Source organism: Nostoc sp. 'Peltigera membranacea cyanobiont' 232, assembly GCF_002245985.1.
Lineage (GTDB): Bacteria > Cyanobacteriota > Cyanobacteriia > Cyanobacteriales > Nostocaceae > Nostoc.
In genome coordinates this window covers 1-23,525 of record NZ_NOLK01000007.1, presented here as the reverse complement: position 1 = coordinate 23,525, position 23,525 = coordinate 1, and the positions used below count along the sequence as shown (strand labels likewise).

The window sequence follows — 23,525 nt, the reverse complement described above, 5'->3', positions numbered from 1 at the left end:
TTTTCGTCAGTTTTTTGGGTATTTTTTTATTTGGAAGTCCCTTATATGATACGTCGAAGATTAAGCAGCACCATTGGATTCCAACTCATCTACCAAGACGAAACCCAGTTTGGTAGTGCTATAACCGGACAATGCGACACTATCATCCGTCGCTACTGCGCCAACATCACAGCACACCGCCATCGATATGGGCTGGCAGATGTGGTGGCTCATTCGCGGGAATTACTGGCAGCGACAATGGTTCCTGGTGGTCTTGCAGATTTGTATCAGCGTCCTGGTGTGCTTTTGGAAGATTGGCTTTATCCCGATACCAAAGCCGTTAAACCTGTTGCGCTTCAGTTGGAACGTAATACTGGTGAAAGTATTGTCATTCTCGAACTATCATCCCATCTCCTATCCGATTTAGCTTTGTATTTAGGAGAATGGCAACAAGGAAGTACAACTCCGACTGCAACCATTGCCCGCGAGTTATGGAACGTGTTGAGTGACTATGGCGCACTGGTTGACTTCAATGAACTATCCGTCAAGCCAGAACTTGGCCATGCTACCTTTGTTGGTCACTCAACCCTGCGGCTCAGTGATGGCAACTCTAGTCTTCTCTTCGATCCATTTTTGTTGCCCAAGTCTGAGGTTTATCCACCAAACTACCAACCCCTCAGCTTAGAGGAAATGGGACAACCCGATGCTGTATTCATTACCCATTCTCACCCCGATCATTTTGATTTAGGAACCTTGCTGCGACTTGGTGCAAACACGCCAATCTTCCTTCCTGAAGTCAAGCGAGAATCTGTATTGGCGATCGATATGGCATTACGGCTGCATCAGCTTGGGTTCAAGAATATTCACACACTGCGCTGGTTCGATGAAACCCAAATTGGTGGGATGCGAATTATTGCCATGCCTTTTTACGGGGAACAGCCAACGGTTGCTGAGGCACTGCACCCAGAGATTCGCAATGAGGGTAACACTTACCTCGTTGAATATTGCGATCGCCGTATTGCTCTCACAGCAGACTCAGGGACTGACTGCTTGGGAGATGTCAAAAAACTGGCAGCCGCAGCCTTAGAGCGTTATGGTTCCCTTGATACTTTATTTGGAGGATATCGAGGTTTTGGACTGTATCCGATTCAATATCTCTTTTCATCAGTCGCTCGCTATCTTCCTTTTGTACCAGAGAAAAGCTGGCAAGTCCGCCAAAAGATGATGTGCGATGCCGATGATTTAATTGATGTAGCGGAAATCTGGAATGCCAAACGAATTGTACCGTACTCCGATGGTGGCGCTCCTTGGTATTGGCAGCGTGGTCTTGGCCCTTGCCTTGATGGATCGCAAGCACACATCATGGCAGTCGATCCAACCCCAGAGCATGTTTGCCAGGTAGCAACTGTGCGCTCTGGAACCCGCAAAGATGGAGCGATCGCTTCTCCTGTATCGATTTGCTTGCTTCGCCCTGGAGATGCTCTTGCGTTTGCTCAAGAGGATACGCAAGTAGTTCAAAACCAATCTTGGCCATATTTTAAGTCGGTAGGGGAGCAACTCTTGAGCTAAAGAACGAATTAACCTTTCAATTGCCCGCTTGGAGGCCCAATATGGGTGAATTTTCTTCAGCAATTTTTGTCTCGGCTTTGCCAATAGTCTCTTAAGTACATGGCGATCGTTACCTTCTATCCCAGACTTGCAAACTGATGCGATCGCTAGCTACAAGCAGTTAGTAATTATTATTCATTAACTATTTTAAATATTTTTATTATCAGCTTAACTGTCTTAACTGTCTTAACTGTCCACTTAACTGTCTTAACTGTCTGAAATGCCCACTTAACTGTCTGAAATATCCACTTAACTCTCTTAACTGCTATTGTATTTTTTTGATAAACCTGAGATAATTTATATATTAAAGCTCATCATATTAGGTAAAAAGTAATAAACTTATTAAAATTGAAAAAATGTTTAATATATCCTCTAACAACACAAAATAGTAAGTAACCTATATATAGTTTAGACTATGCAAAAAGTATTGATAAGCAAGCATATTGAACCGCTTAATCTGAGTCCATTCCAAAGAATTTTACTAACAACTGATGGCACGTTAACAGAAATATTAGAAGCTTATCTGTTGGAAAAAATTCAGTTAGTTAAATTATCAGAAGAAATAGTTAAGATTACAAAATCTATTCCAGCTTTAGATTTGGATATTGGTAATCAAGTAATTGAAAGAAAAGTATTATTACAAGGCAAGATTAGTCTAAATAATTTTATTTATGCCGAATCCATAATTGTACATGAAAGATTAGATAACAGGTTGAGAACCAAACTAACTGAATCTCAAGAACCAATTGGTAGGCTTTGGTTAGAACATAAAGTTGAGACATTTAAAGAAATAATCGATTCAGCGATAGAAACATCTGATGACTTATCTGATTATTTTAATATAGCAAGAGAAGACAAAATACTTTCTCGGACTTATCGAGTTTTTTCTAATAAAAAACCGATAATAATGATTACTGAAAAGTTTCCAGAAAGCTACTTTCTTAAAAAGTTTTAATACTTTAATTTCTAAAATAGATTTGTATTCCTTTAATTATTGAGGTAAGAATGTTAGAAAAAAGTCTTATTGAGGTTATCAAAAAATATCCCGATAAAACTGCGATCGCTTATGACACATTGAGGATTAGCTATCAAGAGTTTTATGCTAATATCACACATTTAAGTAACTATTTAAGCACGTTTAGTATTGATCGAGGTGACTGTATAGCATTAAATTTGCCTAATAGTCCAGAATTTGCGATCGCCTTTTACGCGACTGCTAAACTGAATGCTATAGTTTTGCCAATTAATCCTCTTCTCAAAGAAGAAGAACTCAGCCACTACATTATTGACAGCAATACAAGAGCAATTATTACCAATAGTAATGGGGCAGATATTAGTCATAAAATTATCTCAAAAATAGACAAAAGAATAGAATTAATTGTCCTTGATGATACTTATCCATTTACCAAAGAAGTCGATAAATCAATAATTACGGAAAGCACCTCTATTTTTAAAGGTGATGTACTTTATCAATATTCCTCTGGTTCTACGGGCAGACCGAAAAGAGTATGTAGAACCCAAAATAATTTATATCAAGAAGTTATAAACTTTACTGAAACTACTAATATATCTCCAGAAGATAATATTTTATGTATAGTGCCACTTTATCATGCACATGGATTAGGAAATTGCTTGTTAGCTACTATACATAATGGTGCAACCCTAGTGATTTTAGAACAAGTTTCACATCAAGGCAAAGCCATTGAGGTGCCATTTGTTTTTAGACGTTCGAGGGTATTAGAACTTATCGAAAAAGAGAAAATTACTATTTTACCTGCTGTTCCTTATATTTTTAATACTCTAGCTGAAACACCAGATGATACTCAAGTTGATGTTTCCACACTGAAACTATGCTTTTCTGCCGGTAACTTTTTATCAAAAGAGATTTTTGATAAGTTTATTCAGAGATTTGGCATTCCTCCGAGACAACTTTATGGTTGTACAGAAGCTGGTTCTATTGCGATTAATCTAGATGAAGACCTAAAAAACACCTATAATTCTGTAGGTTGTCCTTTAAAAAATATTGACATTAAAATTATTGATGATGCGGGGAAAGAACTACCAATTGGAAGTATTGGAGAGATAGTCATTAAAAGTCAAGCATTAACTAGAGGATATCATAATCAATTAGAAGTAAATCAACAGGTATTTAAAGATGGTTCGTTTTTTACTGGTGATTTAGGTAAAAAAGATGAATTTGGACGTGTTTACATTACTGGTAGAACGCAAATCTTCATTGATACAGGAGGTCACAAAGTTGATCCACTAGAAATAGAAAATATCCTATTAACTCATAGTCAGGTTAAAGAAGCAGTTGTTGTGGGCATCAAAGGCTTATATGCAGGAGAAATTATAAAGGCAGTTATCGTACCTCAAAACCAAGGTATTTGTGAAGAGAAGGATATTCTATCTTACTGTAAAGACAAATTGGCTGATTTTAAAGTACCGAAAATTATCGAATTTCGTGACGAGATTCCCAAAAGTCCATTAGGCAAGATATTAAGAAAAAGCTTAATTGATAATTTATCAGAAACTATAAAATCATGAAAAACATCAGTTTAATTGAAAAAGAAATCAAAAATGTTGTTTTAAGTATTTTACCAAATATTAATAGTGAAGATTTGTCAGACTCTAGCAATCTTTTTAGTATAGGGCTGGATTCTGTAAACGCTATGACACTTGTGCTTAAATTACAGAATAATTTTGGTATTAAATTTGCAGTTAATGATATTAATGCAGAAAATTTTCAAAGCGTACAAACTCTTGTGAGGCTAATCAATGAAAAGCAAGGCTAATAATTTTTAGAGACAGTTTTTTTGAAAAGACTGAAAGACTTCAGAATATCCCTAAAAGACCTGAAAAAAGAAGACTACAATGAGCTATTCTGCTGAAACAAATCCATTAGAACCAAATAAGTCAGTAAAAACCGGGAAAAATATCTGGCAAGCGATCGCAAACATTCTCGAATTACAAAATCAAGCTCCAGCTTTGATACCTGTATCTCGGAATGAACACTTGCCTTTGTCTTTTTCTCAAGAAAGGTTATGGTTCCTTTACCAGTTACAGCAAGATAGCTCTACTTATAATGTCTCCTTGGCTTTTCGCCTTCAGGGTTTACTCAACATTTCTGCATTAGAGAATAGTCTCAATGAGATTATCCAACGCCACGAAACATTGCGGACTACGTTTTTAGCTTTCCAAAACAAGCCTGTTCAAGTAATTGCTCCCAGCCTCAAATTGACGTTATCTGTAGTGGATCTTCAGGAACTTCCTGAAAGAGAAAGGGAAACTCAAGTTTTGCAACTGGTTAAAAACGAAGTTGAACAACCCTTTGATCTAGAGCAGCGATCGCTGTTACGGTCTTCCTTAGTGCATCTGGATGAAAATGAATATGTGCTACTCCTGAGTGTTCACCACATTGCCTTTGATGGTTGGTCTGAAGGTATTTTGTGGCGCGAACTGACAGCCTTGTACATAGCTTTTTCCACTGATAAGTCCTCTCCCCTACCTGAATTGCCCATCCAGTACGCAGACTTTGCTGTTTGGCAAAGACAATGGCTGCAAGGTCAAGTCATGGACACTCAACTGAACTACTGGAAGCAACAACTAGCAGGATCGCCTCCTCTGCTGGAACTTCCTACCGACCGAGTGCGCCCACCCATACAGACAAACCGTGGTGGTATCAAGCACTTTCAGCTAGATTATCATCTGACTCAAAAACTCAAAAGCTTGAGCGAAAAGTCAGGCGCAACCTTATTTATGACTTTGCTGACTAGCTTTGTCATCTTGCTATCGCGCTACAGTAATCAGCAAGATATTCTCATCGGTTCCCCAATAGCCAACCGTAACCGTAGTGAAATAGAATCTCTAATCGGCTTTTTTGTCAATCTTTTAGTGTTGCGGACTGACGTTTCTGGGAATCCCAGCTTTTGGGAATTACTGCAAAGAGTACGCCAAGTAGCAATGGAAGCATACTCTCACCAAGATGTGCCGTTTGAAAAAGTAGTAGAAGCTTTGCAGCCAGAAAGAAACCTCTGCTACTCTCCATTATTTCAGGTAATGTTCATTTTACAGAATACGCCGCCTGGAAAATTGGAATTACCTGGTTTATCTCTAACTCGCATAGAAATAGAAAACTCCACAGCTAAGTATGATTTAACTTTATCGATAACGGAGAATGAGCAAGGACTGAGTGGCAGTTTAGAGTACAACTCTGATTTATTTGACCCAGCTACAATTACCCGGATGGTGGGGCATTTTGTGACCTTGCTGGAAGGGGTTGTTGCTAACCCAGAAGAGCGGATTTCGCAATTACCTTTACTGACAAAAGTTGAGCAACAGCAGTTATTCGTGGAGTGGAACGATACTCAGGCGGATTATCCCTTTGATAAATGTATCCATCAGTTGTTTGAAGAGCAGGTAGAGCGTACACCTGATGCAGTAGCAGTTGTATTTGAAGACCAACAACTGACTTATGACCAATTAAATTGTCGTGCTAATCAGTTGGCACATTACTTGCGTTCATTGGGTGTAAAACCAGATACGCTAGTGGGTATTTGTGTAGAGCGATCGCTAGAAATGGTAGTGGGTATTTTGGGCATTCTCAAGGCAGGTGGTGCTTATGTGCCAATTGACCCAGAGTATCCCCAAGAGCGTTTAAGCTTCATGCTACAAGATGCGGCTGTTTCCATACTGTTAACTCAACAGCAACTACTTAAAAGACTACCTGAGCATCAAGCACAGCTTGTCTGTTTGGATGCTCACTGGCCGCTCATTTCCCAGTCAAGTCAGGATAATCTTATCTCTGGCGTACAAGCGAATAACTTGGCTTATGTGATTTACACTTCTGGTTCTACAGGTCAACCTAAAGGTGTAGCATTGAATCAGCTTGCTCTTGGTAATCTAATCTTGTGGCAACTGCAAAATAATCCAATTTCTACTGGAGCAAAAACGCTGCAATTTGCTCCTATCAGCTTTGATGTCTCCTTCCAAGAAATCTTCTCTACCTGGTTTTCGGGAGGTACATTGTTCTTAATTGGAGAGGACTTGCGCCTAGATGCCCTAGCTTTGTTAGGTTTTCTTGAAGAAAAAGCTATTGAGAGATTATTTGTTCCCTTTGTTGCCTTACAGCAACTAGCTGAAGTAGCTGTTGCGAGTGCATCAGTTACGAGTAATCTACGAGAAATTATTACTGCTGGGGAACAGTTGCAGATTACTCCCGCTATTTCTCAATGGTTAAGCAAATTAAATGATTGTACTTTGCACAATCATTATGGGCCATCAGAGAGTCATGTAGTTACTACTTTTAGTCTAACTAATTCTTCAGTCAACACTTGGCCATTACTTCCTCCCATTGGCCGCCCTATTGCTAACACACAAATCTACATCCTGGATAAGTATCTACAGCTTGTACCCGTCGGCGTACCAGGAGAATTGTACATTGGTGGTGTCTCTTTGGCGCGAGGCTATCTCAACCTTCCTGAGTTGACACAAGAGAAATTTATCTCTAATCCTTTTGAGAAAGCGGCGGTTCGGCTCCGCTCACTGAACGGAGGGAGTAAATTATATAAAACCGCCGATTTAGCACGTTATCTGCCAGATGGCAACATCGAATACCTGGGACGCATCGACAATCAGGTAAAAATTCGGGGCTTCCGTATCGAGTTGGGAGAAATTGAAACAGTACTGAATCAACACGGCGATGTGCAAGTATCTAGCGTCATTGTCCGCGAAGATCGCCCTGGACAGAAGCAGTTAGTCGCTTACATAGTGCCGCAAAAAGAAGTGATACCGACAATCAGCGAACTGCGGCAATTCCTGAAAGCCAAGTTGCCAGATTACATGGTTCCTAGTACTTTTGTAATTCTAGAAGCTCTACCCCTAACTCCCAACGGTAAGGTAGACCGCCGTGCCTTACCTGCACCAGATTTACTCAGTGAAATAGCAGATAAATTTGTTGCACCCCGCAACCCAATTGAGGAAACGTTAGCACTGATTTGGTGTCAAGTGCTGAGGTTAGAGAAAGTAGGCATTTACAATAATTTCTTTGAACTAGGGGGACATTCCCTACTAGCGACTCAAGTAATTTCCCGCTTGCCAGAAGCCTTTGGGACTTTGTTACCGTTGCGTTCTTTATTTGAGTCACCAACCATTGCTCAGTTAAGTGAAGTTATCTTAGGTGAACTTCTTCAAACTGGTTCGAGTTTGATTCTTCCGGCAATTTTTCCCGTTACCACAAGACAAGACATACCTTTATCTTGGGCACAAGAGCGCCTGTGGTTTCTCCATCACTTAGAAGGCGAAAGTGGTGCTTACACAATGCCTTTTGCTATGCGTTTGGTGGGGAATCTCAATATCAAAGCTTTGGAACAAGCAGTTGGGGAGATGGTGCAACGGCATGAAGTTCTGCGGACTCGTTTTGAGATCAAGGATGATAAGCCAGTACAGGTAATAGCCCCTGATATAATCATAACTTTACCAGTGGTGAATCTACAGAATGTGGTAGACCCTACCAAACAAGTAGAGCAACTAGCGATAAAAGAAGCCTACAAACCATTCGATCTGACTAAAGATCCTGTCTTGCGGGTCAAGATGTGGCAAGTTGCGGCTGACGAGTATGTACTACTGATAGCCATTCACCATATTGCTGCTGATGGTTGGTCAATAGGCGTTTTGAACCGTGAATTATCTGCCCATTATCGAGCCATTACCGCAGGTAGCGCGGTGCAATTACCAGAGTTATCTGTACAGTATGCCGACTTTACCTTATGGCAGCGCCAATGGCTGACAACTCAGGTATTGGAACCTCAGTTAAGTTACTGGAAACAACAGTTAGCAGCAGCACCACCTTTGTTGGAATTGCCTACAGACCGCCCCCGCCCATCTATCCAAACTTTTCGGGGAGGTATAGAGCGGTTTCAACTAGATGGCAAACTAACACAGCAACTTAGACAACTCAGCCTAGAGTCTGGAACGACTCTGTTTATGACACTGCTGACGGGTTTTGTTGTGTTAATGTCTCGCTACAGTGGTCAAACGGATCTTGTAATTGGCTCCCCGATCGCAAATCGCAACCGCAAAGAAATAGAAGGGTTAATTGGTTTTTTTGTCAATACTCTGGCGCTGAGATTCGATTTGTCCTCAGAACTGACCTTGAAAGCTTTGCTGGAACAGGTGCAGCAGATAACTCAAAACGCTTACGACCATCAAGATTTGCCCTTCGAGATGTTAGTTGAAGAGTTGCAACTGGAGCGAAACCTGGATCGTAACCCACTGCTGCAAGTGATGTTTGCCCTTCAGAATGCGCCAAGTAACCCTTGGGATTTGCCTGGTTTAACGGTCGAGAAAATGCCTTGGGGACTTGAAGCAGTGCGGTTTGACCTAGAAGTTCACTTTTGGGAAATCCCTGAAGGTCTTGAGGGATTTTGCTATTACAGCAGCGATTTATTTGATGCGGCAACGATCGCTCGCATGATGAAACATTTCCAGAATTTGTTAGCGGCGATCGTCACTAATCTAGAACAACCAGTCAGCCAATTGCCCTTACTAACAGCACAAGAAAAGCAGCAATTGTTAGTAGAGTGGAACGCCACCCAAACGGATTATCCAAGTAACCAATGTATCCATGATTTGTTTGCAGCGCAAGCCGAACAGACTCCTGATGCGATCGCTGTGGTTTTTGGAGAGCAAAAGTTAACTTATCAGGAATTGAATGCACAAGCAAATCAATTAGCACATTATCTGCAAAAACTGGGCGTAAAACCAGGTGTGCTGGTGGGTATTTGTGTGGAACGTTCTGTATCTATGGTTGTCGGGTTGTTGGCAATTCTTAAGGCAGGTGCGGCGTATGTGCCTTTGGATATTGAATATCCCCAAGAGCGTTTAGCTTTTATCATAGAAGACACTCAGATATCGGTGCTGTTGACAACACAGAAATTAACCGATGTAATTCCCCAACATCAAGCGCGTGTTGTTTATTTTGATACTGATGCAGATGCGATCGCTCTTGAAAGCCAACAAACCCCCAAAACGAAGGTGAAAGCCGATAATCTGGCTTATGTCATCTACACTTCCGGTTCAACAGGGAAACCCAAAGGAGTGGCTGTCAATCACCGAGCCGTAAACCGCTTGGTAATAAACACAAACTACATCAACATGGAATCAACAGATGTCATTGCCCAAGCTGCAAATTACGCCTTTGACGCAGCTACCTTTGAAATTTGGGGAGCGTTACTGAATGGGGCGCGGTTGGTAGGGGTGAGCAAAGAATTGGCACTTTCGCCCAGAGATTTTGCTGATTTTTTGCGATCGCAAAGAATCAGCGTATTATTCTTGACAACTGCCTTGTTCAATCAAATTGCTCAGGAAGTCCCCTCTGCTTTCAATTCATTACGTCATCTCCTATTTGGAGGCGAAGCTGTCGATCCTAAATGGGTGAAAGAAGTACTGAACAATGGTGCGCCGCAGCGACTCCTCCATGTTTATGGCCCGACAGAGAATACAACATTTACTTCCTGGTACTTAGTGCAGGATGTCCCAGAATCCGCTACAACCATTCCCATCGGACGACCGATTGCCAACACACAAATCTATGTATTAGATTCCCAACTACAGCCAGTAGGAATTGGCGTTCCGGGAGAACTATACATTGGCGGAGATGGTCTAGCAAGAGAATACCTCAACCGACCAGAGTTAACACAAGAGAAATTAATTCCCAATCCCTTTAGTTCTCAGCCTGGAGATCGCCTCTACAAAACTGGAGATAAGGTACGCTACCTGAGTGATGGGAATATTGAGTTTCTCGGTCGGATTGATTATCAGGTGAAAATTCGCGGTTTTCGCATCGAACTAGGAGAAATTGAAACCGTTTTGAGTCAACACCCCTTACTGCAAGAGAGTGTTGTGCTTGTAAGAGAAGACACACCTGGCGATAAACGTTTGGTAGCTTACTTAGTACCTGCACTTCATCGTCAAACATTACCGCAACAGGTTTCTCAATGGCAAAGTGAGTATGTGAGTGATTGGCAAACGCTTTATGAACAACTCTACAGCCAAAATCAAACTACAGACGATCTAACATTTAATATTGCTGGTTGGAACAGTTCGTATACCAAGCAACCCATCCCAGACCAGGAAATGCAAGAGTGGGTTGAGAGTACAGTCAGCCGCATTAAAGCTAACTTTCCCCAGCATATATTAGAAATTGGTTGCGGAACAGGGTTACTGCTATCTCGTCTTGCCAAGTACTCTCAACAGTATTGGGGTACTGATTATTCCATCGCCGCCATACAGCACGTTAAGCAGATATGCAGCACTGTTGAGGGTCTAGAAGATGTGCGGTTGCTGCACCAAATGGCAGATAACTTTGAAGGTATCCCCCAAGGAGAATTCGACACTGTTATTTTGAACTCAATCGTGCAGTATTTTCCCAGTATTGAGTATCTGTTGCAGGTTATTGAAGGAGCGATGTCTACAATTACTCAACAAGGTACAATCTTCGTGGGCGATGTTCGCAGCTTGCCATTACTGGAGCCATACCATGCAGCTGTGCAGTTGTCCCAAGTTGCTGAGGATAAAACTATTAACCAGTGGCAGCAACAGGTACATCAGAGTATGGCCGCCGAGGAAGAATTAGTCATCGATCCCAGTTTCTTCATTGCCCTTCAGACACGTTTTCCCCAGATTGGTTGGGTGGAGATTCAGCCAAAACGCGGTTACGCCCAAAATGAGCTAACTCAATTCCGCTACGATGTTACCCTCCATGTCGGTATTAATGTTCAAGCAAATACTGTTGCTTGGTTAAATTGGCAACTAGATAAGCTCTCGTTCACACAAATTCAAAATCAACTGCTTCATGAGCAACCAGAACGCCTGGGAATCAGACGCGTCCCGAATCAACGGGTACAGCAAGCACTACAGATTTGGCAATGGCTGGAAAATCCCCCGGCTGTAGAAACAGTCAGCCAACTGCGGCAGTTCTTAGCACAACAACCAACTGCTGGGATCAATCCAGAAAAGTTTTACGAGTTGGGACAGCAACTCGGTTACACTGTCCACTTAAGTTGGTGGGAGAGTAGTCAGGATGGTTGCTATGATGTGGTGTTCTGTCGCAATAGTTCAACGCAAACATCTAACGCACAAGAGGCAATTGCTTTTTGGGACACTTCAGCCGTCACAACCAAACCCTGGACTGACTACACTAATAATCCCCTATACGGCAAGTTAGTTCAGAAACTAGTGCCGCAGGTACGTGAATATATCCAACAAAAGCTACCCGATTACATGGTACCGCAAGCTTTTGTTGTCCTCAATGCCCTGCCCTTAACACCCAATGGCAAAGTAGATCGTCGCGCTTTGCCAACACCTGATACAGCCACGAGAAATCTTTCTACTGGCTTTGTTTTACCGCGATCGCCTATTGAAGCTCAAATCGCTCAAATCTGGAGTCAAGTCTTAGGGGTTGAACGCATTGGTGTTAAAGATAACTTCTTTGAACTAGGAGGACATTCCCTACTAGCTACCCAAGTCCTGTCAGAGATCAACTCAGCTTTTGAACTCGATCTATCTATACAGATGATGTTCGAGTCTCCCACAGTCGCTGGCATAGCAGCCTACATAGAAGTAGTGGATTTGGTAACACAAAATTTATCAATTAAAGAAGTCAGTAGCGAGGTAGTGGAGTTTTGAGCATGACTAACAGCACCTTTGAATTTGTTCGTAAACTGACAAACTTAAGTATAGAACTAGAGGTAGATGGCGTTAGCGGAGCGCCTCTGGAAGAGGTTCGCTTGCGCTGTCACGCACCTGAAGGGGTATTAACTCCATCGCTACGTCAGGAAATAGCTGGGCGGAAAGCAGAAATTATACTGTTTTTACAGCAAGCGAAGCACGTTAAAACCTCTCATCAGTTGCCCATTCAAAGAGTGCCACGGGACGGTGAGCTACCACTGTCTTTTGCTCAACAGCGACTCTGGTTTTTGCACCATTTGTCACCAGACAGTCGTTCTTATAATCTGCTGGATGTTCAAAGACTAAATGGGGCGCTGAATGTAGTTGCACTCTCAGAGAGTCTAAATGAACTCATTTGCCGCCACGAGATATTAAGAACCACTTTTCCGACTGTAGACGGAAAACCCTTCCAGCTAATTGCTCCCCCCACTGCCTTAACTTTACCAATCCATAACTTGCAGGGATTGTCAGCCCAGGATCAAACTGACCGGATTCGGCAAATGGCTCAGTCCCTTACATCTCAGCCTTTCGATCTAGCTGTTGGGCCATTAGTACAATTCAGTTTACTCCAACTGAGCCAGCAAGAGTATGTACTGCTGTTGAAGATGCACCACATTATCTACGATGGTTGGTCTTTGAACATCTTCTTCTGTGAGTTATCTCAGCTATATACAGCTTTCGCTCAAAGATTGCCCTACCCACTAGCCCAACTGTCCATCCAGTATGCTGACTTTGCAGTTTGGCAACACCAGTGGCTAACAGGCGTTGTCCTGGAACGCCAACTCAATTACTGGCAACAACAGTTAGCAGGTGTCCCTGGCGTACTAGAACTACCTACGGATCGGCCTCGTCCCCCGGTTCAAACCTTCCGGGGTGGAGTTGAGCATTTTCAACTCGATCGCCACCTCACGCAACGCCTCAAGCAACTGAGCCAAGAGTCAGACACAACCTTGTTTATGACTGTACTAGCAGCTTTTTTGGTCTTGCTCTCTCGTTACAGTAGTCAGGCAGATTTTGTTGTTGGCTCCCCCATCGCTAACCGCAACCACAAGAGCGTCGAGCAGCTAATGGGATTTTTTGCTAATACCCTAGCATTAAGGGGCGATCTCTCTGGCAACCCCAGCTTTGCTGACTTCTTAGCGCAAGTGCGGCAAACAACTTTGTCAGCTTATGCCCATCAGGACTTGCCCTTTGAGATGTTGGTGGAAAAGTTACAACCAGACCGAGATTTAAGCCGTAATCCCCTGGTGCAGGTGATGTTTTCCCTCCAGAATGCCTCACAGTCTTTTTGGGATTTGCCAGGTTTAACTATTGAGAAAATATTCTTGCCAGTTGATGAAATGGTCAGGTTTGACCTGGAAGCGAACTACTGGGAAGCTTCAGGAGGTCTAGAGGGCGTATGGTCTTACAATGCTGATTTATTTGATGCGGCTACAATTACTCGCATCGCCCAAAATTTTCAAACTTTACTACAAGCAATTGTTGCCAATCCCAAAGCGCGGATTGCAGAATTACCACTGTTAGCGATCGCAGAACGTCATCAACTTTTAGTAGAGTGGAACAACACTCAAGTAGACTATTCCTCTGATAAGTGCATCCACCAGTTATTTGAGGAGCAGGTAGAGCATACCCCTGATGCTGTAGCAGTAGTGTTTGGCAATCAACAACTGACTTATCAGCAGTTAAACACTCAAGCTAATCAGTTGGCGCATTACTTGCGCTCATTAGGTGTAGGAGCCGATGTATTAGTTGGGTTGTGTGTAGAGCGATCGCTAGAAATGGTTGTGGGGCTGTTAGGGATTCTCAAGGCGGGTGGTGCTTATGTGCCGCTTGACCCAGAGTATCCAACTGAGCGTTTGAGCTTTATGTTAGAAGATGCTCAAGTTCCAGTGCTGCTCACCCAACAGCAACTCCTGGAAAAGTTGCCTCAGCATCAAGCGGAGGTTGTATGTTTAGATACTGATTGGCAATCTATTTCTCAATCAAGTCAGGATAATCCAATTACTACTTTGCAAGATAGTAACTTGGCTTATCTAATTTACACTTCCGGTTCTACCGGAAAGCCCAAAGGAGCAATGAACACCCACTTGGGGATTTGCAATCGCCTGTTGTGGATGCAACAAGCTTATCAATTAACAGCAGTAGATTGCATTTTACAAAAAACCCCTTTTAGCTTTGATGTGTCTGTTTGGGAATTCTTGTGGCCGTTAATAACTGGAGCGCGTTTAGTTGTAGCTAAACCAAGTGGACATAAAGATAGTGCTTACTTGGTCAATCTAATTTTAGAGCAGCAGGTTACTACACTACATTTTGTCCCTTCTATGCTCCAGGTTTTCTTAGAGGAACAAAGTCTCAAAAATTGCAGTAGCTTGAAACGAGTTATTTGTAGTGGTGAAGCTCTGCCTTTAGAACTTCAAGAACGCTTTTTTACTCGGTTAGACTGCGAATTGCACAATCTTTACGGGCCAACAGAAGCGGCAATTGATGTCACATACTGGCAATGCAAACCACATAGCAATCTCAGGACAGTACCCATTGGGCGACCTATAGCAAACACGCAAATCTACATTTTAGACTCGGACTTAAAACCAGTTCCTGTAGGTGTAGCCGGAGAATTGCATATCGGTGGTTTGGGGTTAGCAAAAGGCTACCTTAACCGTCCTGAATTGACACAAGAGAAATTCATCTCTCACCCCTTTAGCACTGACCCCGATTCTCGCCTTTACAAAACAGGAGATTTAGCACGCTATTTACCTGATGGCAACATTGAATACTTAGGACGTATCGACAGCCAAGTAAAAATACGCGGTTTCCGCATAGAGTTAGGCGAAATTGAAGCAATATTGAGCCAATATGTTGATGTACAAGCATCCTGTGTCATTGCCCGCGAAGATACCCCTGGCGATCAACGCTTAGTCGCTTACGTGGTAGCACATCAGGACTGTACACCCACAATCAGCGAACTGCAACAATTCCTCAAAGCACAGCTACCAGAGTACATGATACCCAGTGCTTTTGTGTTGCTGGAATCCTTACCACTGACTCCCAACGGCAAGGTAGATCGCCGCGCCCTACCAAAACCAGACTTAGACAGCACACTGCTAGAAAAATATGTAGCCCCGCGTACACCGATTGAGGAAATGCTGGTACAAATTTGGGCGCAAGTACTGAAAGTAGAACAAGTGGGCATTTATAATAACTTTTTTGAACTGGGGGGACACTCACTACTAGCAACGCAACTGCTTTCACGCATCCGCAACATTTTCAAAGTAGAATTACCATTGCGTGAGTTGTTTGCTACAGCAACAGTAGCTGAATTAGCGCAATCAATTGGGCGATCGCAGCAACAAGACTTAGAATTTTCTACAGCACCTATCGTACCAAGGGCAGAGAATGCAGAGTTACCACTGTCTTATGCTCAACAGCGCTTGTGGCTTTTAGACCAGTTAAACCCAAATAGCGCTTTTTACAATATACCCATAGCTTTGCGTATTGTTGGAACGCTCCATCAAACTGCCTTGGAACAAAGCTTACAAGAAATTATTCATCGCCACGAAGTCTTACATACCAACTTCATCGCAGTTGATGGAAAGCCTTCTCAAATAATTAAAAAACAGACGAATTGGACAGTCTCTGTTGTTGAGTTGCAACATCTGCCAAGCAGCGAACAAGAAATCGCCACACAGCAATTAGGGAAACAACAAGCTATTCAACCGTTTGATCTGGCTGATGAACCATTAGTCAGGGCAACATTAGTAATGCTGTCCGAGACAGAACACGTTTTATTACTGTGCATCCACCATATTGTCTCTGACGGTTGGTCAATGGGTGTGTTTGTTCAGGAGTTAGAAGCCCTGTACACTGCTTATTCTCAAGGTCAGCCGTCACCATTAGCACCACTACCAATTCAGTATGCAGATTTCGCCTTATGGCAGCGAAACTGGTTGCAAGGGGATGTATTACAAAGTCAACTGAGTTACTGGCAACAACAACTAGCAAACGCACCAGCTTTATTGTCCCTACCCACAGACCGCTCCAGACCTGCTGTGCAGACTGACAACGGAGCATATCAAGAGTTTGCACTGTCACAGAAGCTAACTGGTGAACTGGCACAACTGAGTCAGCAGCAAGGAGTCACCTTGTTTATGACACTGTTGGCAGCGTTTGATACGCTACTTTATCGCTACACTGGCACAGAAGACATTTTAGTGGGGTCGCCAATTGCTAACCGCGATCGCAGTGAAATTGAAGGGTTAATTGGCTTTTTTGTCAATACTTTAGTTATGCGTTCTAACTTGGCAGGCAACCCCAGTTTTAGCGAATTATTGACTCGTGTCCGTGAAATGGCGATGGAGGCATACTCTCATCAGCATTTGCCTTTTGAAATGTTGGTGGAAGTATTGCAGCCAGAACGGGATCTTAGCCATACACCACTGTTTCAGGTAATGTTTGCCCTCCAGAATGCGCCCATGTCTCAAGTAAAGATGACTGGGCTAACTGTCAGTCCATTCTCAATAAAAGGCGCAAATGCCAGGTTTGATTTAACTTTAATCATGCAGAACACTGCGACTGGACTTGTAGGGGTATGGGAATACAACACTGATTTGTTTGATGCTAGTACCATTGAGCGAATGACTGGTCATTTTGTGACATTGCTTGCAGGTATTATTGCTAATCCAGAACAGCAAATCTCACAATTGCCACTGCTGACACAATCGGAACAGCAAAAGTTACTTGTCGAGTGGAATGATACTCAAACTGAGTATCCCTGCGATCGGTGCATCCATGATTTGTTTGAAGAGCAGGTGGATCTGACACCCCATGCTGTGGCAGTGGAGTTTGAAAATCAACAACTTACTTACTATGAATTAAATTGTCGTGCTAACCAGTTAGCGCAATACTTGCGGTCTTTCGGTATAAAACCAGATATCTTGGTCGGGTTATGTGTAGAGCGTTCTTTAGAGATGATCGTAGGACTACTGGGAATTCTCAAAGCTGGTGGGGCTTATGTGCCAATTGACCCAGAGTATCCGACTGAGCGATTGAGCTTTATTTTAGAAGATGCTCAAATTTCAGTGTTGCTAACCCAGCAGTCACTCCTTGACAGACTACCTCAGCATCAAGCAAGACTTGTTTGTTTAGATACTGACGCTGAATTGATTTCTCAGTGCAGTCAGGACAATATTATCTCAGGCGTACAAGCGAATAACTTAGCTTATATAATTTATACTTCGGGTTCTACAGGTCAACCCAAGGGTATAGCCATGAATCAACTTGCCCTTAGCAATCTGATTCTGTGGCATCGGGAAAATCTGAAAATTTCTCGTGGAGCAAAAACCCTGCAATTTGCTTCTATTAGCTTTGATGTCTCCTTCCAAGAAATATTCACTACCTGGTGTTCTGGAGGCACATTATTCTTAATTGGGGAAGAATTACGCCGCGATGCCTCAGCTTTGTTAGGTTTTCTCCAACAAAAAGCAATTGAGAGAATGTTTCTCCCCTTTGTTGGTTTACAGCAACTAGCTGAAGTCGCTGTAAGTAGTGAATTAGTTAATAGTCATTTGAGGGAAATCATTACTGCTGGGGAACAGTTGCAGATTACTCCCGCTATTTCTCAATGGTTAAGCAAACTAAGTGATTGTAGTTTGCACAATCACTATGGGCCATCAGAGAGTCATTTAGCCACCAGTTTTACTTTGGCCGATTCGGTGGAGACTTGGCCGCTACTTCCTCCCATTGGGCAACCCATTGCTAACACACAAATTTACATTCTGGATAAGGATCTACAGCTAGTACCCATTGGTGTACCAGGAGAATTGCACATTGGTGGTGTCTCTTTGGCGCGAGGCTACATTAACCGACCAGAGTTAACACAACAGAAATTTATCTCCAACCCGTTTGATGAAACAGGAGGGAGTAAATTATATAAAACTGGGGATTTAGCACGCTATTTACCTGACGGGAACATCGAATCATTAGGGCGTATAGACAATCAAGTTAAAATTCGCGGTTTCCGCATTGAGTTGGGTGAAATTGAAGCAGTACTGAGCCAACTTGATGTGCAGGCAGCTTGTGTCATCGCCCGCGAAGACATTCCTGGAAACAAACGCCTTGTCGCCTATATTGTGCCCCAAAAAGATCGGACACTCACAGTAAGCGTTCTGCGTCGCTTCTTGAAGGAAAAGTTACCAGAGTATATGGTGCCAAGCGCAATAGTCATCCTAGAAGCTCTACCGCTTACCCCCAACGGGAAACTAGACCGCCGCGCTTTACCCATACCTGATTTACACAGCCAATTATTGGACAAATATGTTGCCCCACGTAACCCAATTGAAGAAATTCTGTCACTAATTTGGGCGCAAGTCCTAAAAGTAGAGCAAGTTGGCATATACGATAACTTCTTTGAACTTGGAGGACACTCGCTACTAGCAACGCAACTAGTCTCCCGCGTGCGTACCAGCTTAAAAATAGAACTACCATTGCGTAGCTTATTTGCTGCACCCACAGTTGCTGACTTGTCCCAAAATATTCAACGGTTGCAGCAACAGGGCTTAGAACTAACAGCATCAGCTATTTTACCAAGGGCAAGGGATGCAGAATTACCACTGTCTTATGCCCAAACACGGCTATGGTTTTTAGACAAGTTAAACCCGAACAGCGCCTTCTACAACATCCCCTTAGCTTTGCGTCTAGTGGGAACTCTTGAAGTTGCAGCCTTAGAACAAAGCTTACAAGAAATTATTCATCGCCACGAAGCCTTACACACCAACTTCATCACAGTTGATGGAAAACCAACGCAAATTATTCAAACAGAGACGAATTGGACTGTCTGTGTTGTTGACTTGCAGCATTTATCCACAGCCGAACAAGAAATTGCTTTGCAGCAATTAGCGCAACAACAAGCTATTCAACCTTATGACTTGGTAAAACAAGCACTGGTCAGGGCAACATTAATAGTGTTGTCCGAGACAGAAAACGCCTTATTAGTGTGTATGCACCATATTGTCTTTGATGGCTGGTCAATGGGTGTATTTGTTCAAGAACTAGCAGCGCTGTACAATGCTTATTCTCAAGGTCAATCCCCATCGTTAGCGTCACTGCCAATTCAGTACGCAGATTTTGCAATTTGGCAGCGAAACTGGTTGCAAGGAGATGTCTTACACAGCCAACTGAGTTATTGGCAACAACAACTAGCAAACGCACCAGCTTTATTATCCTTACCCACAGACCGACCCAGGCCATTTGTGCAGACTTTCTCTGGGGCATATCAAGAGTTTGCACTCTCAAAAGAGCTAACTAATGGCTTGACACAACTAAGTCAAAAACAAGGGGTGACTTTGTTTATGGCGTTGTTGGCAGCGTTTGATACGCTACTTTACCGCTATACAGGACAAGAAGATATATTGGTGGGTTCGCCAATTGCTAACCGCGATCGCAGTGAAATTGAAGGGTTAATTGGCTTTTTTGTCAACACTTTAGTCATGCGTACCGATTTGTCAGGCAATCCCAGTTTTAGCGAATTACTGACTCGTGTTCGAGAAGTGGCGTTGTCCGCATATACCCATCAAAATTTGCCTTTTGAAATGCTGGTGGAAGCATTGCAGCCAGAACGGGATCTCAGTCATACACCACTGTTTCAGGTGATGTTTTTCCTCCAGAATGCGCCCATGTCTGAAGTAGAGTTGACTGGATTAACTGTCACTCCATTAATGACAGAAGGCACAACGGCAAAGTTTGATTTAACTTTAATCATGCAGAACACCGAGACTGGGCTGGTGGGTGTTTGGGAATACAACACTGACTTGTTTGATGCCAGCACAATTAAGCGGATGAGTAGTCATTTTGTGACATTGCTTGAAGGCATTGTTACTAACCCGCAGCAGCAAATCTCACAATTGCCCCTGCTGACAGAAGTTGAGCAACGGCAGTTACTCGTTGAATGGAACGATACTCAGGCAGATTATCCTTCTGATAAGTGTATTCATCAGTTGTTTGAGGAGCAGGTTAAGCTGACACCCGATGCTGTAGCTGTGGTGTTTGAAAATCAACAACTGACTTACCACCAATTAAATTGTCGTGCTAACCAATTGGCTCATTACTTACGCTCATTGGGTGTAAAACCAGATGCGCTGGTGGGTATTTGTGTAGAACGTTCTTTAGATATGGTGGTCGGACTTTTGGGGATTCTCAAGGCAGGGGGAGCATACCTACCACTCGATCCAGAGTATCCTACTGAACGCTTGCACTTCATGCTAGAAGATGCTCAAGTTTCAGTGCTGCTGACTCAACAGCGACTGATTCAAAGACTTCCTGAATATCAAGCAAAACAAGTCTTTTTAGATGAAACCTGGGAACAAATTGCCCCAAACAATCAAGAGAACCCAACAACTGGAGTCAAAGCTTTTCATCTAGCTAATGTGATTTACACGTCAGGATCTACAGGTAGACCTAAAGGTGTCATGGTTGAGCATAAGGGACTATGCAACTTAGCTCAAGCTCAGATTCAGACTTTTGGCTTGACTTCGGATAGTCGCATTCTCCAATTTGCCTCCTTCAGTTTTGATGCTTCTATTTGGGAAGTCATCATGGCTCTGAGATCGGGTGCAACGCTGTACTTGGGAACAAAAGACTCTCTATTGCCAGGGAAACCATTAATTAAGCAATTACGCGATCGCTCCATTACCCATATCACACTACCACCATCGGTGTTAGCAGTTATGCTTGGGTCAGAACTTCCGGCATTGCAAACAATCATTGTCGCCGGAGAAGCTTGTCCGCCTGAATTAATCAGGCAATGGTCTGCTGGCAGAAACTTCTTCAACGCCTACGGGCCAACAGAAGCTACTGTCTGTGCCACGATTGGCAAAGCCACGCCAAAGGCGAACGCAAAATGCACTCAAGATGACGAGAAAATATCTATTGGTAGAGCGATCGCTAATACGCAAGTTTACATCTTAGACGAAAATTTACAACCAGTGCCTGTGGGTGTGCCAGGAGAGTTACATATCGGTGGTGTTGGGTTGGCAAGAGGTTATCTCAACCGTCCAGAACTAACGACTGAAAAATTTATCAGCAATCCCTTCCGAAGAAGCAGAGGGGCAGGGGAGCAGGGGAGCAGAGGGGATACAGAAGGGCAATCCTTTAATTCTGAACGCCTGTATAAAACCGGAGACTTAGCACGTTATTTACCCGATGGCAATATTGAATACCTGGGACGTATTGACAATCAGGTAAAAATTCGCGGCTTCCGCATCGAATTAGGTGAAATTGAAGCATTACTGAGCCAACATGCTGATGTGCAGATATGTTGTGTCATTGCTCGTGAAGAAACTCCAGGTAATAAGCGTTTAGTTGCTTATGTAGTGCCGCAAAAAGATGTGACACTCACAACGGGCGAACTGCGGCAGTTCCTTTCTAATAAACTGCCTGGGTATATGTTGCCAACTGCTTTTGTAATACTAGAGTCCTTCCCCCTGACACCCAACGGCAAAATAGACCGTCGCGCTCTGCCCGATCCCGATTTACAACGGGAACTGTCAGATTATGTCATGCCAAATACAGAAGTAGAAAGAATCATTGCTGGCATTTGGCAAAAAGCATTAGTAGTAGAAAAGGTAGGAATTTATAATAATTTCTTTGAGCTAGGAGGTCATTCGTTGCTACTAGTAAAAATTAATCAGCAATTGCAAGAAGAATTTGGTTTGGAACTGTCAATAGTTGATATGTTTAATTACCCAACTATACATAGCTTAAGCCAATATTTAATTACTAAAATCAACCAAGAAGATCCAATCAAACCAAATAACCATCGTTCTCAATCTCATAGTGAAATTAAATATTTAAAAAATCAACAGCTAGAATCAAGACAACAATATCGTTCTCAGAGAAAAAGGTAAAAATGACAATAGATTCAGTGGATAAAAATCATGAGTTTAACAATTCTGAAATAGCAATAATTGCTGTTGCGGGGAGATTTTCAGGCGCAAAAGATATTGAATCCTTTTGGCATAACTTGCGAGATGGTGTAGAATCTATCTCTTGGCTAACGGATGAAGAATTAATAAATTCTGGCGTTTCCCTAGATTTGCTGAATCATCCTAATTATGTAAAAGCTAGTTCTGTACTATCAGACATTGAATTGTTTGATGCAAATTTCTTTGCCTATAGCGCCAAAGAAGCTGAGTTAATAGATCCACAACAACGCCTATTTTTAGAGTTGGCTTGGGAAGCTGTAGAAAAAGCTGGTTATGACCCGCAAACCTACAATGGTTTAATCGGGGTTTATGGTGGTGTAGGGATGAGTAGGTATTTGCTGAATAATCTCTACCCTAATCATCAATTATTAGCAACAATTGACCCTATCCAATTAGGAATCTCCAACGATAAAGATTTTTTACCGACAAGAGTTGCATATAAACTAAACTTGACTGGCCCCGCAGTAAATGTGCAAACAGCGTGTTCTACTTCTTTAGTTGCTGTTCATGTAGCTTGTCAAAGTCTCTTAAATGGTGAATGTGACATAGCTTTAGCTGGTGGTGTTACTCTCAGTATTCCTCAGAAAATAGGGTATTTACATCAAGAGGGAATGATTCTCTCTCCTGATGGACACTGCCGTACTTTTGATGCTAAAGCACAAGGAACAATTGCCGGTAGCGGTGCTGGGATTGTGGTCTTGAAAAGATTAAAGGATGCAATTAGCGATCGCGACTACATCCATGCAATTATTAAAGGCTCGGCAATCAATAACGATGGCGCAATGAAAGTCGGTTACACTGCTCCTAGTGTTAGCGGTCAAGCAGCCGTGATTGGCGAAGCTCAAGCTTTAGCTGGTGTAGATGCCGAAACAATTTCCTACATCGAAGCTCATGGTACAGCTACACCTTTAGGCGACCCGATTGAAATTGCCGCTTTAACTCAAGCTTTTAATCAAACTACAGATAAAAAAGGTTTCTGCGCTATTGGTTCCTTAAAAACCAATTTGGGACATTTGGATACAGCAGCAGGCGTTGCAGGTTTGATTAAAACTGTATTAGCACTGCAACATAAAATGCTGCCTCCTAGTTTGCACTACCAGACACCTAATCCCAAAATTGATTTTGCCAACAGTCCTTTTTATGTGAATACAACCCTGACTGAATGGAAAACAAATAATACCCCTCGCCGTGCTGGAGTTAGTTCTTTTGGTATGGGAGGGACTAATGCTCATGTAA

The 23,525-nt window shown here is 42.7% G+C and carries 7 protein-coding genes; all 7 read left to right on the top strand.

Features of this window, described 5'->3' with window-relative positions; all coding sequences use genetic code 11:
• Positions 1 to 45: 45 nt before the first annotated feature.
• Positions 46 to 1,548 (top strand): MBL fold metallo-hydrolase, encoded by a 1,503-nt coding sequence (locus tag CDG79_RS03810; protein ID WP_189524873.1) that lies wholly within the window; start codon positions 46 to 48, stop codon positions 1,546 to 1,548.
• A 454-nt stretch (positions 1,549 to 2,002) separates the two neighbouring features.
• A complete protein-coding gene (locus tag CDG79_RS03805; RefSeq protein WP_094340887.1) occupies positions 2,003 to 2,542 on the top strand; it encodes a chorismate--pyruvate lyase family protein in 540 nt (179 codons plus the stop codon).
• Between the two features lie 50 nt (positions 2,543 to 2,592).
• On the top strand, positions 2,593 to 4,134 hold the full coding sequence (locus tag CDG79_RS03800; RefSeq protein ID WP_094340884.1) for a class I adenylate-forming enzyme family protein: 1,542 nt from the start codon (positions 2,593 to 2,595) through the stop codon (positions 4,132 to 4,134).
• A complete protein-coding gene (locus CDG79_RS03795; RefSeq protein ID WP_094340882.1) occupies positions 4,131 to 4,382 on the top strand; it encodes an acyl carrier protein in 252 nt (83 codons plus the stop codon). Before CDG79_RS03800 ends, CDG79_RS03795 begins: the two co-directional genes overlap by 4 nt.
• A gap of 79 nt (positions 4,383 to 4,461) precedes the next feature.
• The gene (locus CDG79_RS03790) at positions 4,462 to 12,273 is read left to right on the top strand and encodes a non-ribosomal peptide synthetase (RefSeq protein WP_094340881.1); all 7,812 of its coding nucleotides are present in this window, start codon (positions 4,462 to 4,464) and stop codon (positions 12,271 to 12,273) included.
• A gap of 2 nt (positions 12,274 to 12,275) precedes the next feature.
• A complete protein-coding gene (locus CDG79_RS03785; protein ID WP_094340879.1) occupies positions 12,276 to 22,211 on the top strand; it encodes a non-ribosomal peptide synthetase in 9,936 nt (3,311 codons plus the stop codon).
• 2 nt (positions 22,212 to 22,213) lie between these two features.
• Positions 22,214 to 23,525: type I polyketide synthase (locus CDG79_RS03780; RefSeq protein ID WP_143855411.1), on the top strand; the 1,312-nt coding region annotated here is incomplete at its 3' end.